Raw genomic sequence first — 16,547 nt, 5'->3', positions numbered from 1 at the left:
GGGGTGGGGCCTGGCGACCGAGGCGGCGGCCGGCGACGCGTTCGCGGCACGTCTGGCGGAGCTCGAGGACGAACTGGTGGCCGGTCCGGCGCACACCTATGGGCCGACCAAGGCGCTGACGCGCGGGGCCGACGTCGAGGCGCTGCGCGCGCACGTGCGGCAGGAGGCCGCGTCGATCGCGGCGGCGTCCGAGCATCCGGAGGCCGTGCGGCGGGTGGAGGCCTTCGCGGGCCGGTGAGGGGCGGTGAGCGGCGGGCCACGGACCGGGCCGTGAGCGGCCAGGCCGACGACGCGCCTCCACCGGGCCGACCCCGGTCAGGTGCGCGAGGGCGTGGAGGTCACTTGAACATCTTCAGGACGTCGCCCAGGCCGACCGTGGTGCGCCGGTAGACGGCGTTGTAGGCGGCGCGCTTCGGATCGCGCAGCCAGCCCATCCCCTTGCGGCCGTAGCCGGGGATGACCTTGCGCTTGATCGCACGCTTGGCGCGGCCCGTGGTGCGGGCCTTGATGGACTTCTTCAGGCTGGGCTTGCGGAGACCGATCTTCATGGGGCGAGCGTAACGGGGGCCCTGAGGCCAGATCGTCCCGAGGTGTCAGGGCCGCTTGCCCTGCCACTCCTGGATCACCCGCCGCATGCTGTTCCCGTGTTCCTTGATCTGAGGGACGTCCCAGTCGCCCTCGGCGTGAAGGATGCCGGCCATGAGCTGGAACTTGAGGCTCTGCTCGTCCGAAGAGTACTGCTTCACCTTCGATACGGGCATCAGGTTGTTCCGCTGGGAGTTCTCGCGTCGGCCCATGATGCACAGGTTCCCGAAACGGTTGACGTCCTCCGCGGTCAAGGCCTCCTGCTCCTCACCCGGAACCACGGGGTAGAAGTGCTCCACCGAGGTTCGGTACCGGAACCGGAAGGCGTCGGCGCGCCTGCGGAGCACCTCCTGTTCGACATCGCTGAGGGGCTCCCGCAGATGTTCCCGTTCCATGGGCGATGTCCGGCCTGCGTCCCAGAGGATGTAGTCCAGGGCGTTGAAGACGAAGTTGGGGACGTTGACGCCGGCATCCCAGGTCTTGTCCGCCTCATAGGCGCGGAGGCGCTCCCGCGCCAGATCTTCCAGCATGTGCTGGAACGCCACGCCGTCCACACCGTCCTCCGGCTGCGCATCCAGCCATCGCAGGATGCGGTACAGGAAGTACTTGGACGTGCGGCGCGTGTCGGTGACCTGGAACATGGCCTGAAGGTTCCGGACGGCGTCCTGGACCTGCGGATCCTGGAAGGTGTTCTTCACACCCAGCCGCCGGCGCGGAGAGCGCTCGCCGGACTCCGTCTCGAGCTTCTGAGCTCGGCTGAGCACCCAGTTCTCCTCGTCCGCCTGTGTTCCCGTCGTCGCCAGAGTCCTGATCACATAGGTGTCCAGCAGAAGGCGCATACGGAGCAGCGTCACGAGGAACCGCTGAGACCAGGCCGCGTCGCCTTGGCCGTGCTGGGCGAACTGCTCCAGCAGGGAGCCGTCCTCGAGCCGCACGGCCCCCGTCGAGTCCTGGCCCCACCGTGGCAGGCCTGGCTCGGCCCCCTCACCCTTCTCCTGCATCACGCGCAGCACATGCAGCAGCAAGTTCGGGAAGTCGACGATGGTCCCGTAGGCGCCAGTATCGGCGTCGTCCTGGCATTGGTCGGACGAGGGCCCGGACTCCACGGCGGTCTGCCCGGCGGCCAGCAGAACCCCAATGATGGTGCGGGCGCCCGACGCCATCGCGGTCTGGCTCGGCGCGAGAGCTGCCCGCAGCGACGCGAAATCCCGCGTGAGGAGGGCCGACCAGGACCCGCCGAAGACGGCGTCTCTTGCCGCCTCACCGCCATCCTTCGGCCGCTCCGTCGAGAACTGGAGCTGGATGTGGCGGTCCAGAACGGCGCAGGCGTCCCAGACGTGCGCGAACACCTTCCGGTCCGTGGCGTCCTGGAGAGGCCGCATCAATGTGGCCTTCAGGATCTCGTGCTTGGCGAGCTGCTCACCGCGGGTGTTCATCACCTCGAAATAGTGGTTGAGGTCCGTGCCCTTCGGAAGTTCGGTGCGCAGCAACCGGACATGCCTCCAGAGGTACGCGAGGTCGTCGCCGTCGAACATCACCTCCTGATCGTCTGCCGGGGTTTGCCGTTCCAAGGCCCGCCGGCAGGCCGCAGCGATCGTCTCGACGGCCACCCCGATGGCGTCCACCTGGAACGACGTCCCGGCGGGGGCGCCCCGACGACGGAGGGTCGCGAGGTCCTCCCCGGCCTCGGGGCGCCCTTCGTAATCCAGGACGGCCAACACCCGGGGGTCGAGGACACCAGCTCGGATGACACGCTCCGCGACGGCCGCCAGCACCGTCAGCGTGGTCAGGCGCTGCTGCCCGTCGACCACCTCGTCGATCGGCACGCCCTCGGGAGTCGTGGCTCGGTTCACCACCAGCGAGCCGAGGTAGTAGTCGGACGAGGCTCCCTGCGTATCCGGCTTTTCCGAGCGGAGGCGAGCGCGGCGCACGTCCGCGAGCAGTGTCGAGATCTCGACCTGCGTCCAGGCGTAGGCCCGCTGGTAGACCGGCACCCGGTAGTGCCGGGCGGCGGTGAAGACCTCCTCGATCGTCAGCGCTTCAGGCGAGTGCTTCTCAGTCTGCATCGTGGGCTTCCTCCGTGTCCCAGGGCGTGTCCGAGTAGAGACGCTCCACCGGGGAGGCCTCGTCCACGTACGGCCCGGGGAGGGCCGCCACGCGCCCGGTGACGGCGGCGGGGTCCAGGCTGCTCCTCATCAGGCGGAACAGGTTGACCCGGTCCTCCAGGTCCGGCGCCCCGTGCTGGCCCAGCGCGTGAAGTTCCACGGAGCGCGGGTAGACCCGCGTCAACCGCGTTCTCAATGCGAAGGCATGCCGTGCGAGCACGAGAGCGGCGCGCTCGATGTCGTGGTCGCCGAACCGGTCCGCGTAGGCCAGCAGCAGCGCTCCGTAGAGCTCCTGTGTGTAGCGGTAGCCAGCGCCGGTACCGGTGGCCCGGACGAGCCGGGTGATCGTCTGGAATCGCCTGTTCTCCCTCCCACGACGGGCGTCGTCCTCGGCGGTCTGCTCCGCGTCCGTCGCGGAGACGCCGAGGTCCCTCGCGAGCCGGGTGTAGTGGCGCACGAGGCGGAAGAACATCTCACCGTCGATGACGGGCTGGGTCAGCTGGAACGGGAATTCCAGCGGAGGAAGGGCACCGTGCGCGATCAGCGTGGCGTTTCGCCCGTTGTAGTCGTCCACGTGGGCCTTGGCCATGAGAAGCCCGTGCGCCCAGGGCAGTCGGCCGAGGCCCGTCGGCCCCGCGGAGATCCCCTTGAACGCTCCGATCCGGGACGCGGTGAAGCCGTCGCGCGGCAGGGACTCACCGGCGCTCCAGCGGAGGATCGGATAGAGCAGACGCGAGAAGAGATGGTGGATCTCGAACGGCGGGGTAGCTTCCCACTCCCGCACGGCCGCGAGGATCGCCGCCCGGTCCGATGTGGCCTCACCATAGGCGCGGAGGTGGTATGCCTTCAGTAGGTCGGTGGGCAGGAGCGCCCGGCCGCGGGTGTTCTGCGAGTCGAACATCTGGAAGGCCGCGTCGAGGTCGCTGACGATCAGGCGCACCAGCGTGCAACGGTCCAGGAAGTAGTCCGCGAAGTCCTCGACCTCGGTGCTGTCCCAGGACCGGAATGTCTGCAGGATGAGGCGGTGGTTCTCGACGATGTGGCGCTCCGACACGTCCCGGCGGCCCGGCGGCAGCTCGATGGCCGCCGCGCGGTCCAGGGCCGCACGCTGGTGCTCGGCGCGCTCGGCGGTGTCGCCCAGGACCTCCTGCAGTGCGAGCGCGATCAGGGCGAAGGTCATGTACCGCTGCTGGCCGTCGACGATGTCCAGCCAGCCGTCCTCGAGGTGCACGATCATGGTGCCGATCCGGTAGGACGCGGCCGCACGGAAGCGACGGATGTCCTCGACGAGCTGCCCCGTGTTCGTCGTGGACCACGTATAGGGCCGCTGGTACTCGGGGATACGGAGACGAGGGTCGCGCAGTGCGTCCGCGACGGTCATGACGTTCGCGGTCAACGACCCGGAGCGCCCCGTCCCCGGTCCTTGGGCGTCGCTCTGGGCACCCCGCGGATGGTCGACGGCGGCATCCAAAGCGGTCGGCCGCGTCCTCATCAGGCGTCGTCTTCCATGGGCTCCGGCGCGGCCGAGGCGGCCTCGACCTCGCCGAGGGTGCGCCCATCCGGCGCCCGCCATGAGGACGGCCCGCTCATGCTCCCGCCGGCCACGAATCCGGCCGCGGCCGAGGAGCTGGTGAAGGAGACGTCCTCGGTCAGCACCCCATCGGGACCGATGTGGTCGGCGAAGCGCTCCCGGCCCGCCCGGACACCGGGGGGTGCGCTGGGCCGCAACCCCTCCATGAGGCCGCTGCCCCGCAGGACGACGAACCCGTCCGGCGTCGGGTGTCCCTGGGCTCTGACGCCGTTGACCGTCATGGTGAACAGGGTGCGCTTCGGCGCCGCCTCGGGCGCCTGGGTGGCCCGGCCCGCCGCGGCCGCGGCATGTGAGCCGTCGGCGCTCTCGAAGACGCGGTGCCCCAGGGCGCTGATCAGGAGCTTGGCCTTGTCGGCGTACTCCTCCAGCTCGGCCCTCTTCTCCTGCGTGACGTTGCCCTGGGAGGGTGCCACCGCGTTGTCCACGGTGAAGCGCCCGGCCGTGGATGCAGCCTGGTGGAAGTAGTGCTCCAGGTAGGTCACCTCCGTGGGACCGAAGGTGTCCCCGAGGGTGGAGAGGAGAATGGCTCGGTTCCAGAAGTCGTGCGCCTCCCTCCGGACGTGCTCCCGGATCCTGCCTACCATGCCGTTGCCGTTGGCCCGCCCGACAGCCTGCCCGACGTAGACGACGTCGTCGCCGGAATCGGCGTCCTGCCCCAGCAGCAGGTACACACCGGTGCCTTCGAACGCCTCGGGGTGCCCGTCCGCGTTGAGACTGGTGCGTGGCACCACGTAGACGAGGCCCGTCCAGTTGTCGAGGGTGCACTTCAGCCGACCGGTGGGTGCACCGTCCATCAGGAAGACCTGCAGTGTCTTGGGATGTGCCATCTCAGTTCCCCTTCCGGACGCGCGACGGCGTCGCACTCGCCCTTTCATCGACGGAAGTACCCTGCGAAGGGGCCGTTTCGTCAGCGAAAACGGCGGACCGTCCATGGGCAACGTCCACCGGCCCAGTCCCCTCGCCCCGCACCTTCCAGTACAGGTACTCCCCGATCGCGGCGACGATCATCTTCGACGGGTCCCCGCCCCTGCCCACGATGTCCGTCATCTTCACGAAGGCGCCCTCGTTCGCGTACACGGCGCCCATCGCCGACCGTTCCAGGTTCGGGCTCGCCAGGAACTGCTCCAGCGAGTTCGCTCCGGCCTGCCCGAGCAGCTTCTCGTCCTCCATGAGCGGCGCCACGAGGGCACTGACCCACGCCTCCTGCTGGGACGGGGAGGCATCCACGCCTTCGCCGGCGAAGATCTCGTTGATCTTCTCGATCACTTCCTCCAACGGCCCGCGCTGCTTCTCACGCGCCTGCCCGCCTCCCACGGCGGTGGTCCCCTTCAGCGCGGCCCCACCGGTCAGCCCGATGTCCCCCGAGGACGTCTTCTTCTGCCGGATGCTCACCAGTTGCACATCGCTCAGGTCGATCAGCTCCTCACCGCCGGGCTGATCGCCCACGAGCTGCACCAGGTGCCGCAGGAACAGTGCCCGCTTGTAGTGCTCGGTGTCCCCGAACTCGTAGATCTGGGAGAGGAAGTCGTAGAGGCTGACGAAGGACCGCATGTCCTTGCGCGTCAGCACGAGCTCAGTCACGCGCGTCTCGTCCTGGTTCATCCGCGCATGCGCCAGCTCCTTGCGGAACCGGTAGGCCACGGGCTCCAGCGCAGCCTGCAGGCCCTCCTGCCCGCTCCCCGGCTTCCACGCGACCCACACCTCGACGAACGCGTCGACCTCGTCCCAGTCGTACACACCCGCGGCGTCGAGCTTCGTCCCCAGGTCGTGGATCAGGTTCGGGTCCGTCACCGTCTCCAGCTTCGCGCCGGCGTAGTACGGCTCGAAGGCAGCCTGGATGTCATCTTCGGAGTTCACGAAGTCCAGCACATAGGTGGTGTCCTTGCCGGGTGCCGCACGGTTCAGGCGCGACAGCGTCTGCACGGCCAGCACGCCGGAGAGCTTCTTGTCCACGTACAGGGCGCAGAGCTTCGGCTGGTCGAAACCGGTCTGGTACTTGTTGGCCACGATCATCACCTGGTAGCTGTCCCCGTCGAACGCCTTGGCCAGGTCGCCGGTCACGGACGGGTTCATGGACCGCTCGGTGACCTTCTCGAGCCCGAAGTCGTCGTCGGTGATCTCGCCGGAGAAGGCCACCAGGGTGCCCACGTCCGTGTACCCCATGTCCTGGATGTACTGGTCCATCTGACGCTTGTACCGGACGGCGGCGGCGCGGGAGTCGGTGACCACCATGGCCTTGGCCTGCCCATCGAGCAGTCCGGCCACGTTGGCGCGGAAGTGCTCCACGATGATCTTGACCTTCTGCGCGATGTTCGTCGGGTGCAGCTTGACCCACCGCATGAGCTTCTTGCTCGCCTCGGTCTGGTCCACTTCGGTGGTCTGCTTCCCGACGGCGGCCCGGTCGCCTTCGGGACGGAACTCGCCCTTCTGTCCGGCCAGGGCCAGCTTGAAGGCGGTGTCGTAGTTGGTGAAGTTCTTCAGCACGTCGAGGATGAACTCCTCCTCGATGGCCTGCTGCATGGTGTACCGGTGGAAGGATGCCGGGATCTCCTGACCCTTCTCGTCGTACTCGCCGGAGGGGCGGCCGAACATCTGCAGGGTCTTGTCCTTCGGCGTGGCGGTGAAGGCGAAGAAGCTGATGTTCTCCGGGCGTCCGGTGGCGGCGACCTCGGCGGCGAGGATGGACTCGGTGTCCGCCTCTCCGCCGTCGTCGAGGTCGGCCTGCTCGTCCGGGGTGAGCACGCGCTTGAGCTTGGCTGCGGCGGAGCCGGTCTGGGAGGAGTGCGCCTCGTCCGCGATCACTGCGTAGGTGCGACCGGCGAGCGTCGAGTCACCTTTGAGGAGTTCGAGCACGGCGGGGAAGGTCTGCAGTGTCACCACGATGATCCGGTTGCCCTGCAGCAGGGTCTGCTTCACCAGGGCGGACTTGCTGGTGGCCTCTCCCCCGAGGTTCTTGCGGTCCACGGCCACCACGGTGCCGGAGGTCCGCTCGATCTGCCGGACGGCCTCCTGAAGCTGGTCGTCCAGCACGGTGCGGTCGGTGACCACGATGACCGAGTCGAACACCCGCTGCTCGTCCACCCCGTAGGTGGAGAGCAGGCGGTGGGCGGTCCAGGCGATGGTGTTGGTCTTGCCGGAGCCCGCGGAGTGCTCGATCAGGTAGGACGCCCCGGCGCCCTCCTCACGGACGGCGGCGAGCATCGTGGTGACGGCCTCCCACTGGTGGAAGCGCGGGAAGATCAGCGTGGACTTCCGGCGCGAGCGGCCGTGCTCGTCCTCCACGGTCTCCTTCTTGAGGAAGACGAACTTCTGGAGGATCTCGAGCCAGGTGTCCCGCTGGAGAATCCGCTCCCACAGGTAGGCCGTCGATGAGCCGTTGGGGTTGAGCGGGTTGCCGGCGTGGCCGTCGTCGCCTTGGTTGAACGGCAGGAAGAAGGTGTCCTTCCCGGCCAGCTTGGTGGTCATCCAAACCTCGCGGTTGGAGACGGCGAAGTGGACCACGGCGCGGGTGCCGAACCCGAACAGCGGCGTGGCCTTCGGGTTGCGGTCCCGGTACTGCTTCTTCGCGTGGCCGATGGACTGGGTGGAGTCGGTCTTCAGCTCGATCGTGGCCACGGGCAGGCCGTTGACGAACAGCACGAGGTCCACGGACTGGTTGGTGGCCGGGTTGAAGTGCACCTGACGCATCACGCGCAGCCGCATGCGCTCGTAGGCGGCGACGGCGGCCGGGTTGAGGTTTGTGGCCGGCCGCGGCTCGGCCATGCGCAGGGTGGCGGAGGTGCCGACCTTGAAGCCCTTGCGGAGCACGTTGAGGGTGCCGCCGACGCCGGTGTCCTGCGGCTTGTTCAGCACGTCGATCAGGCGGGTGGTGATCTGGTCCCGCTGTGCTTGCTGGGCAGAGGCCGGGGCGTCGGCCTTCACAAGGCGCCCGTAGTCCTCCGGCTGGTTCTCGGCCAGCCAGGCGTGGACGTCCTCGGGGAAGATTGCGTTCTTGCGGTCGTAGCCGGCATCGTTGGCCGAGTAGAGCCAGCCGTGCTGCTCCAGGTACTCGCAGATGTAGGTCTCGAGCTCGCTCTCGTTGTGGATGGCCATGTGCGGTCAGTCCTCCGTGGGGATCTCGATCTGGCCGGTGACGGCAGCAGTGATCAGCGCGGCCCGCCGCTCCTGCGCGAGCTCGATGAACCGCTCCGCCTTGGCGATGAGCGCGTCGATCTGTGCGTTTTCGTACTCGAAGCGCGCCACGTCGGCGCGCTGGACTTCGAGTGGTGGGACAAAAACTCGAATCTCACAGATGTCGGATAGCGAAACTCTCGGCGTTCTGACGCTGGAGCCATTGACCGTGCCGATGCCGCGAAGCCTGCTGACCATCTCGCCGACGAAAATCTCAGTTTTCATCACAGCCGCAACCCAACGTGAATCAACGTTCAGGTTGCGCACTCGCAATACGCCGTAGTCCGGGCTCGTAAGACCCTCAAAGTCAGAACACCCGAGTCCCCCTTGGAACGCGCGCATACGGTTGATGACGACGTCTCCAGGACGCACGACCTTGTAGTGACTGGTGTCCTCCGAAGACGCCTGATGAATCCCTCGGTCCGACTTGCGGCTGACTCCCCATGCGATCGACACCGAAAGCACGTCCCAAGTACGACGCACCTCTCCTGCACGTTCGTCGATTTCCTGAATAGCCCACTTCAGTCGCTCCCCATGACCGACTCGAGGACCAAACACCGCATCACGCACGGCCAACGAACGATCACGTAGGGCCGAGACGAGATCGTGCTGCTTCTCGATCAGGGCGTCGATCGTGGCGGTCTCGCGGTCGAGGTAATCCGCGATCCGTGCCTGGTCTGACTCGTTGTCCACGGGGATCGACAGAGTAGACACCCACTCAGCAGTTACTCGGCGCAGATTCCCCACTCCCTGCAGGACGGTCTCTCCCTCACTGAGGACCGGCTGCGTTCGAAGGAAGTAGGCAAGATACCTGGGTTCGATTCCACGAGGCCGGAGCACATGCACCTCAGTCGTGGCGAGTCCTGCCGCTGTCGGCAGGTCATCAGCCACGAACACGCGGCCAGCCTCGAACGTCGGAGTGATCTTGGGCATCACCACGTCGCCACGACGCAAGACGGTGTATCCCGCCGTGTTGGCCGGTTTGGTGAACTCGTACCGGCGCCGACCGTCCGGCCAGACCGCTTCGAGGGGAAGGAAGGTGACCTCGTCGTCCCCCAAGCCACGCAACTCGGGAACAGGTGGATTGACTTGAGCGACGCGGCGCAGCTGCTTGCTCACCGCTCCACCTCACTCAACAGCTCGATGATCTCGGCGGTGAGCTGCTTGAGCTCGGCGTCAATCTCCTCGAGCGGGCGGGGCGGCGTGTACGTGTAGAAGAGCCGGGTGAAGGGGATCTCGTAGCCGATCTTCGTCTTGGACTCGTCGATCCAGGCGCCGGGCACGTGCGGGGCCACCTCGGCTTCGAAGTACTCGTGAATGTCCCGACCGAAGGGCACCAGTTCGGTGTCACGCAGCGAGGTGTCCGGATCCGGCTCACCCGTCTTGTTCGTCACCACCTCTGCCTCGGGGTTGTGCACGCCGATGGCCCCGGTCAGGGCCTTCACCAGTGGAGCGCCGGCGGTCACGCCGTGCTCCTTCAGCGCCTTCTTCAGGTCCAGCACGAAGGTGGGTTGGTGGTCCCAGACCCGGCCACGCAGGGAGGCGAGGGCGGCCTCGAGAGCCGAGCGGCCGTCGTCGGGAAGCTTGTCCACCGGCTTGGTGGCCAGCGCCGCCGCTATGGTGGCGTCCTCCACATCGAAACGCAGCTGCAGCGGGCGCTCCACGGTGATCTCCCGGTAGCCGAAGTCCTGCGGGGTGAGGACCTTGGAGAACTCGGCGTTGGCCTCGGACTGGGCGTCGAAGTCTCGGTAGATGTCCAGCACGCGCTGGCGGTCCGCCTTGGACAGCTCCTTGTTCTTCGAGCCCACGTTGCGGCGCAGCTTGGTGAAGAACGTGCGGGCGTCGATCAGCTGCACCCTGCCGCGGCGCTCTGCCGACTTGTTGTTGTCCAGCACCCACACGTAGGTGGCGATGCCGGTGTTGTAGAACATGTCCGTGGGCAGCGCGACGATCGCATCCACCAGGTCTGATTCCAGCAGCCAGCGGCGGATCTCGGACGGGCCCGAGCCGGCCCCGCCCGTGAACAGCGGGGAGCCGTTGAGGACGATGCCGGCCCGTCCCCCGCCCTCCGAGACCGGGCGGAGCTTCGAGGCGACGAGCTGCAGGAACAGCATCTGGCCGTCGCTGATGGCGGGGGTGCCACCCGGGAAGCGGTTCGTGGCGCCGCCGGCGGCGATCTCCTTCTCCACCGCGGTGCGGGAGGCCTTCCAGTCGCCGCCGTAGGGCGGGTTGGAGAGGACGTAGTCGAAGCGCTCGGTCAGGTGGGCGTCGTTCTTGAGGGTGTCCCCGCGGGCGATGCCGTCCGCGGCCTGGCCCTTGCCGAGCAGCTCGGACTTGCAGATCGCATAGGACTGGTCATTGAGCTCCTGCCCGAACAGGCGGACCTCCGCGTTCGGGTTCATGCGGCGCAGGCGCTCGTCCAACAGGGACAGCATGCCGCCGGTGCCGGCCGTGGGGTCATAGACGGTGCGGACCGGGTAGCCGGTGAGGACGTCGTCGTCGTTGGCGGTGAGCAGGTCCACCAGGAGCTTCACCGCATCGCGCGGGGTGAAGTGCTCACCGGCGGTCTCGTTGGAGGCGGCGGCGAAGCGGCGGATCAGGTCCTCGAAGAGGGTCCCCATCTCCGCGTTGGAGACGGTGTCCGGGGAGAGGTCGATGGAGGCGAACTGCTGCAGGACCAGGAAGAGGCGGTCGTGCTCGTCCAGCTTGGCGACCGTCTTGTCGAACTCGTAGTAGGTGAACAGGTCCGCCACGTTCTGGGAGAACCCGTCCACGTAGGCCAGCAGGTTCGTGCGGAGCAGGTCCGGCTCCTGCAGGATGCGGTCCAGGGTGAAGGGGCTGAGGTTGTAGAACGTCAGGCCCGTGCGGGACTCCACCAGGTTGTCCAGGACGAAGTCCGGATGACCCTTGGCCGCCAGGTCCGCGAAGAACTCCCGGTGCGGGGCCATGACCGCCTCCATGCGGCGCAGGATGGTGAGCGGAAGAACGAGCGTGCCGTACTGGTTCGGCTTGAACACGCCCCGGAGCTGATCCGCGATCCCCCACACGAAGTTCGAGAGGTTCTGGGGAGAGCGGTGGGGCGCCGAGGCAGCGCCGCGCGTGGCGGGGGTGGTCATGGGGTCCTTCGAATGGTGGGGGCGGGCCGCTGGACGGGACCCATTCCGACCCCGCAGCGACCCGACAGGGCGACGGATCATACACAACCACACTTGCCTATGCTCTGCGCGCGCGAGTACGCTCGCGTGTGGTAGCTAGGGCTGAGACAGTGCCCCGAGCACCAATTCGAGAGGCCCACGCTTGCGTGGGCCTCTGCGCTTGTCTGCAGTGTCCGCTGTGCCCTGCACAATGGTCAGATGCTGCTGGCGTACATCGACGAGATCGGCGAGCCGGGCGCCTACGTCGGCCCGGACCATCCTCGCTTCCGGACAAGCCCAGCCTTCGGTTATGCCGGATTCGTCATGCCGGAGTCTGCCGCACGAGGCTTTGGAGCGAAGTTCACCGCACTGAAGCGTCAGCTGTTCGCCTCGGAGATCGACCGAGCGAAACACCCCGGACGGTGGGAGTTCAAGGGGGCCAATCTGTTCCGGCCGGATACCCCCGCGCGCTTTCCGCAGCAGCTCCGCGTGTTCGATGCGCTCGTGCGGTCCGTCGTCGCCGACCACGCCGGCAAGCTGTTCTACTACGCCGACGAGAAGCAGCGTGGGACGCCCAAGCAGATCGGCCTCGACGTCGAGAAACGCGAAGCCGACGCCATGCGAGAGACTCTGAACCGTCTGGCCCGCCATGCCCACCATCACGGACATAACCTCATGGTGATCATCGATCAAATCAATGAGAAGACGCGAGTCGAACGCGTTGCATCGATGTATGCCCACATCTTCAGCCGAGCCGGCGACTTTCCGGAGATGCGGTGCATCGTGGAACCGCCCATGCACGTGGACAGTTCGCTGAGCTCCAACGTGCAGTTCGCCGACTGGGTCGCCGCCGCCGTCACACGCGCTGTCGATCACCAGCTCAACGACTCGTCCAAGTACGCCTGGGTCACCGACCCCCAGCGGCTGGCATCCATGAGGGGCAGCTTCACCTACGAGTCCAAACTGCACCTGTGGAACCGCGGCGTGCAGGACATCAACCACTCTGAGCTGTTCCACCGCGAACGGCGACTTGCCCCGACCCCGCATGGACAGCTTCTGGGGGCCTCGGTGGACCCCGCGGCGGCGGAGAAGATGGCGAAGATCTGGCGCTCGGGACGCTAAGACCCGGGGTCACTGATGGAGAGAACCCCCCGCCCTGCAGCTGCGCGGGTTCCCCTACTGATACCGGTTTCACAGCCCAGCCAGCGGCTATGCTGAGCCGAGAATCCATCGCCTGAGATCCGAGGAGTGCCGGTGTCCATTCTGCGCGTCCATGACGGACTCTTCGGTCTCACCTTCCAGCAGGCGCTGGACAAGGCCTCCCCCGGAGCGACGATCGCGCTCACCCCCGGAACCTACGCGGAGTTCGAGAGCATTCCGGTCGGAAACCTACGGATCATCGGGGCCGGATCTCGCCCCGAGGACGTCATCCTCGTGACCCAGCTGGATGTGCACGGCCAAATCTCCGTAGAGAATCTGACGCTGCAGGCGCCGCACTTCCACAACGCCGTACGTCTGCACGGCCCCACAGCCTCCGCCGTCTTCCTCTACACCGCCATCCAGCCTGAGCCCACCGGCCAGTTTCCCGCCGTGTACTCGGAGGGTGGCGCGGTGACGGTGCGTCGTTCGACCCTCGACCAGGGTCCCGGGGGCTGTGCCCTCTACGTGGAGGGACAGGGCACCGCGACCTTCGAAGACTCCACCACCGGCACCGTCAACGCCGTGGCTTCAACAGTGACCACCGTTGATTCCACCCACGGGGCCTTCCATCTCTCCGCTGCCAGCAAGGTCCACGCCCGCGGCACCCTGTGCCTGGCCCCGGCAGAAGGCATGCGCGGGCTCGTCTTGACCGCCTTCAGTGTGCTGAAGGCCGAGCGGCTCACCACCGATATCACGTACCTCGAGCTGTCCCTCGAGGACAGCGCTCTAGATGTCGCCGAGGTCTCCACGTCAAGCGATGTCGACGTGCACGTGATGACCTCAGGCGGGTCGCACGTCCAGATACCGCCGGACACTGTGCGCGTGACCGACATCGATCGGCAGAAGGCGGAACAGGAGGTCGCGGAACGTCGACAGCGCGAGGAGGCGGCAGCCCGCCGTCGTGCCGAGGAAGCGGCTGCTGAGGCTGCTGCCACAGGCGAAGCCGCACGCCAGGCGGCCGCTGAAGCTCAGGCGGAGGCCCGCCGCCAGGAGGAAGCCAAGCCCCGGGCGGTGATGTGGACGGCCGCCCAGGGCGCAGACTTTACAACCGTCCAGGACCAGCTCCGCCCCGGTGACACGCTGGTGCTCGAGGAGGGGGACTTCCACCTCCCTGATCCTGCGATCATGCTGAACTGCCACATCCGCGGCACGGGGCGCGCTGACCGCATCCGCCTCCACGGCGCTGTCGGCATCCCGAACGGTGCCACCGTCCGCCTCGAGAACATGCTACTTGTGACACCGTCTACCGGGAACGCCGTGAATGTGCACGCCGGCGGCAACGCCACGCTCACTGGTGTCCTGGTGGACCCCACCAAAGCGGAAGTATTCTCTCCACTGTGCTCCTCCGGTGGGCGGCTCACACTCAACGAGGTGCGGGTCGTCTCCGAACCCACGTCCTACCTTGCCGACGTGCTGGGCACGCAGGGCGGCGTGATCGTGGCCGAGGACTCCACCTTCGGCATCGTTCGTCTTGAGTCCTCCGCACGCGCCACCCTGACCGATTGCACGGCGAACCAGCTCTATGTCTTGGGATCCGGTGAAGCCCTGAGCCTCGGCACCCTCCGTATCCCCCCGACCACCCCGCACCTGCGCGCCCTCGCCGTCGAGGAAGGCGGCCGCGGCACCATCGCGGATCTGTGCGTCGAGGAACCGTGCGAGGTGTTCGTCGCCGGCTCCCTTCAGATCGCCCACGTGAGCTCAGCACCCCACGCGCTTCACCTCATCACCACCGACACGGCGTTGCACAGCATTCCCGAAGATGCCATCGCCACGGCGGAGGAGCCCTCACAGACAGCCACAGCGGATGCCACCCTGGTCGAGCACCCAGGCGAGAACAGCACAGGTGACAGGGAACCCTCCGCCGGGCGTGGCCACGACGGGGCAGATCTGGCGGACACTAACTGCGACCCCATGGCTCAGCTGAGCGCCCTCACCGGGCTGGCCGACGTCAAGAACCAGGTGCAGACGTTCATCGCGGAGGTCCGCTTCGCCGAGGCACGCCGACAGCGCGGCTTCGCCGTCCGGCGGCAGACCCTGCACAGCCAGTTCCTCGGCAACCCCGGCACCGGCAAGACCACGGTGGCCCGGCTGCTGGGCCGCGCACTACATCAGGCAGGTGTGCTGTCCTCGGACGTCTTCGTCGAGGTCACCCGTGAGGACCTGGTCTCTGAGCACATCGGCGGCACTGGACCGAAGACCCGGAGGATCCTGGAGTCCGCTTTGGGCGGCATCCTCTTCATCGACGAGGCCTACACACTCGCGGAAGGAGGGCCCCAGGACTTTGGCCGTGAGGCGATCGCAACCCTGCTGGCCTTCATGGAGAACCACCGAGACGAGTTCATGGTGATCCTCGCGGGCTATCCGGAGCAGATGCACGCATTCTTCAAAGCCAACCCGGGGCTGCGCTCGCGTGTGCCCTTGCGCTTCGACTTCGAGGACTACAGCACAGCCGAGCTCGTCCAGATGGGCCTCGCCGCCCTGGCGGACGACGGCTTCACCGTGGATCCCGACGCCTACCGGCGCACCGTGGCGGAGGCGCACCGGTCCTCGGGGGATCGCAGCAACGGCCGCTGGGTCCGTAATCTCAACGACAGACTCGCCCGGCACATGGCCCATCGCGTCATGGCCGAGTCGGGAGCGGCCGAGGACATGGTGGGGGTCGAAGACGAACGGCTCACCCAAGTCGACCCAGCGGACCTGCATGCTCTGCTGGGCCGATCTACGGAAGACGACACCGGCGTCGACCACCTACTGGTGGAGCTGGACGAGATGGTTGGGCTCGAGACCGTCAAGGCCTGGGTGCGCGGGCTGGTGGCCCAAGCAGAGGCGGACGAGCGCTTGCGGGACGCCGGCGTCGACCTGCCGCGCCCCACGTATCACATGGTGTTCGCCGGCAGCCCGGGAACCGGCAAGACGACCGTCGCCCGCCTGGTCGGGAAGCTCTTCCATCGCCTCGGCATCCTGTCTACTCCCCAGGTGGTCGAAGCCAGTCGGGAGCGAATGGTCGGCCGCTACATCGGTCACACCGAAGAACGCACCGGTCTCCTTCTGGACGAGGCACGCGGTGGTGTGCTGTTCGTGGATGAGGCCTATCAGCTGGACATGCCGGACAGCTCGAACGACTTCGGCAAAGTCGCCGTGGAGACCCTCATAACACGCCTGGAGGACGATCGTCATTCCTTCATCGCGATCTTCGCGGGGTACACCGACCGCATGGCGCAGTTCCTCTCCCTCAACCCGGGGTTGGCATCCCGAGTACCGCACAATATCGAGTTCCCGGACTACAGCCCCGACGATATCGCGGAGATCGTGGTGCGCACCCTGCGTCGGACCTGGTCGTTTGACGAGACCGTGCTCCGGTCCGCCGTCGCGCAGGGATACGCCGGACTGCCGCCGGAGTCCCGCGCCAACGCTCGCCAGGCCCGCAACTACGCCGACGCCATCTCCCAAGCGCACAAGACCTGGATCACCGAGTCATCGACGGACGGGGACGACATCCGGCACATCAGAGACGCGACCATCATCGGTGTCCTTGCAGCGGAACCTACGGGCCAGGATCAGTGACCGCGCTGCCCTGCGACGGGTTCAACCTGGGCATCGTCGAGCGAGAGCCCCGGCAGCTGGAGTACATGCTGGGGGCCTGGGGCTCGCGACCGCGTCCACGCGACCCGGTCCTCAGCGCCGTTCTCTGAACAACAGTGCGCTGGGGAGCGCCGTTTCCCGAACGAAAGCATCAGGAGTTCGCGCGTCCGGCGCACCCAC

9 protein-coding genes and 1 pseudogene are annotated in these 16,547 nt (G+C 67.2%); 3 read left to right on the top strand and 7 right to left on the bottom strand.

The window, feature by feature from the left end; genetic code table 11:
* A pseudogene (locus ACFI33_RS10990) lies at positions 1 to 238 on the top strand (enoyl-CoA hydratase/isomerase family protein); the annotation flags it as partial.
* 100 nt (positions 239 to 338) lie between these two features.
* On the opposite strand, the gene ACFI33_RS10985 reads toward ACFI33_RS10990, so the two are convergent.
* The 7 genes from ACFI33_RS10985 to ACFI33_RS10955 form a co-directional block, all read right to left on the bottom strand.
* On the bottom strand, positions 339 to 548 hold the full coding sequence (locus ACFI33_RS10985; RefSeq protein ID WP_002857973.1) for a hypothetical protein: 210 nt from the start codon (positions 546 to 548) through the stop codon (positions 339 to 341).
* Positions 549 to 593: 45 nt separating this feature from the next.
* Positions 594 to 2,651 (bottom strand): GmrSD restriction endonuclease domain-containing protein, encoded by a 2,058-nt coding sequence (locus tag ACFI33_RS10980; RefSeq protein WP_127435064.1) that lies wholly within the window; start codon positions 2,649 to 2,651, stop codon positions 594 to 596.
* Complete coding sequence (locus ACFI33_RS10975; RefSeq protein WP_161972200.1) at positions 2,641 to 4,071, bottom strand: DUF262 domain-containing protein; 1,431 nt, start codon at positions 4,069 to 4,071, stop codon at positions 2,641 to 2,643. The genes ACFI33_RS10980 and ACFI33_RS10975 overlap by 11 nt, the downstream gene beginning before the upstream one ends.
* 110 nt (positions 4,072 to 4,181) lie before the next feature.
* On the bottom strand, positions 4,182 to 5,108 hold the full coding sequence (locus ACFI33_RS10970; RefSeq protein WP_161972201.1) for a GIY-YIG nuclease family protein: 927 nt from the start codon (positions 5,106 to 5,108) through the stop codon (positions 4,182 to 4,184).
* A gap of 1 nt (position 5,109) precedes the next feature.
* A complete protein-coding gene (locus ACFI33_RS10965; RefSeq protein ID WP_127435067.1) occupies positions 5,110 to 8,373 on the bottom strand; it encodes a type I restriction endonuclease subunit R in 3,264 nt (1,087 codons plus the stop codon).
* 6 nt (positions 8,374 to 8,379) lie between these two features.
* On the bottom strand, positions 8,380 to 9,570 hold the full coding sequence (locus ACFI33_RS10960) for a restriction endonuclease subunit S (RefSeq protein ID WP_127435068.1): 1,191 nt from the start codon (positions 9,568 to 9,570) through the stop codon (positions 8,380 to 8,382).
* Positions 9,567 to 11,567 (bottom strand): type I restriction-modification system subunit M, encoded by a 2,001-nt coding sequence (locus ACFI33_RS10955; RefSeq protein WP_127435069.1) that lies wholly within the window; start codon positions 11,565 to 11,567, stop codon positions 9,567 to 9,569. Before ACFI33_RS10955 ends, ACFI33_RS10960 begins: the two co-directional genes overlap by 4 nt.
* A 237-nt stretch (positions 11,568 to 11,804) precedes the next feature.
* On the opposite strand from ACFI33_RS10955, the gene ACFI33_RS10950 reads away from it, so the two are divergent.
* Both ACFI33_RS10950 and ACFI33_RS10945 read left to right on the top strand, forming a co-directional pair.
* The gene (locus ACFI33_RS10950) at positions 11,805 to 12,707 is read left to right on the top strand and encodes a DUF3800 domain-containing protein (RefSeq protein ID WP_127435070.1); all 903 of its coding nucleotides are present in this window, start codon (positions 11,805 to 11,807) and stop codon (positions 12,705 to 12,707) included.
* Between the two features lie 132 nt (positions 12,708 to 12,839).
* Positions 12,840 to 16,349, top strand: coding sequence for an AAA family ATPase (locus tag ACFI33_RS10945; RefSeq protein ID WP_127435071.1), 3,510 nt, complete (start codon positions 12,840 to 12,842; stop codon positions 16,347 to 16,349).
* The last annotated feature ends 198 nt before the right edge of the window (positions 16,350 to 16,547 follow it).

The sequence above is a fragment of the Micrococcus sp. PSi08 genome (assembly GCF_054960655.1).
Note: the sequence above shows the minus strand (reverse complement) of the source record. Positions and strands in the feature narration are given on the sequence as shown.

Bases quoted from the DNA above. Each gene is read 5' to 3' on its own strand.
- ACFI33_RS10985 (WP_002857973.1), bottom strand. From the start codon at position 548: ATGAAGATCGGTCTCCGCAAGCCCAGCCTGAAGAAGTCCATCAAGGCC.
- ACFI33_RS10980 (WP_127435064.1), bottom strand. From the start codon at position 2,651: ATGCAGACTGAGAAGCACTCGCCTGAAGCGCTGACGATCGAGGAGGTC.
- ACFI33_RS10975 (WP_161972200.1), bottom strand. From the start codon at position 4,071: ATGACCGTCGCGGACGCACTGCGCGACCCTCGTCTCCGTATCCCCGAG.
- ACFI33_RS10970 (WP_161972201.1), bottom strand. From the start codon at position 5,108: ATGGCACATCCCAAGACACTGCAGGTCTTCCTGATGGACGGTGCACCC.
- ACFI33_RS10965 (WP_127435067.1), bottom strand. From the start codon at position 8,373: ATGGCCATCCACAACGAGAGCGAGCTCGAGACCTACATCTGCGAGTAC.
- ACFI33_RS10955 (WP_127435069.1), bottom strand. From the start codon at position 11,567: ATGACCACCCCCGCCACGCGCGGCGCTGCCTCGGCGCCCCACCGCTCT.
- ACFI33_RS10950 (WP_127435070.1), top strand. From the start codon at position 11,805: ATGCTGCTGGCGTACATCGACGAGATCGGCGAGCCGGGCGCCTACGTC.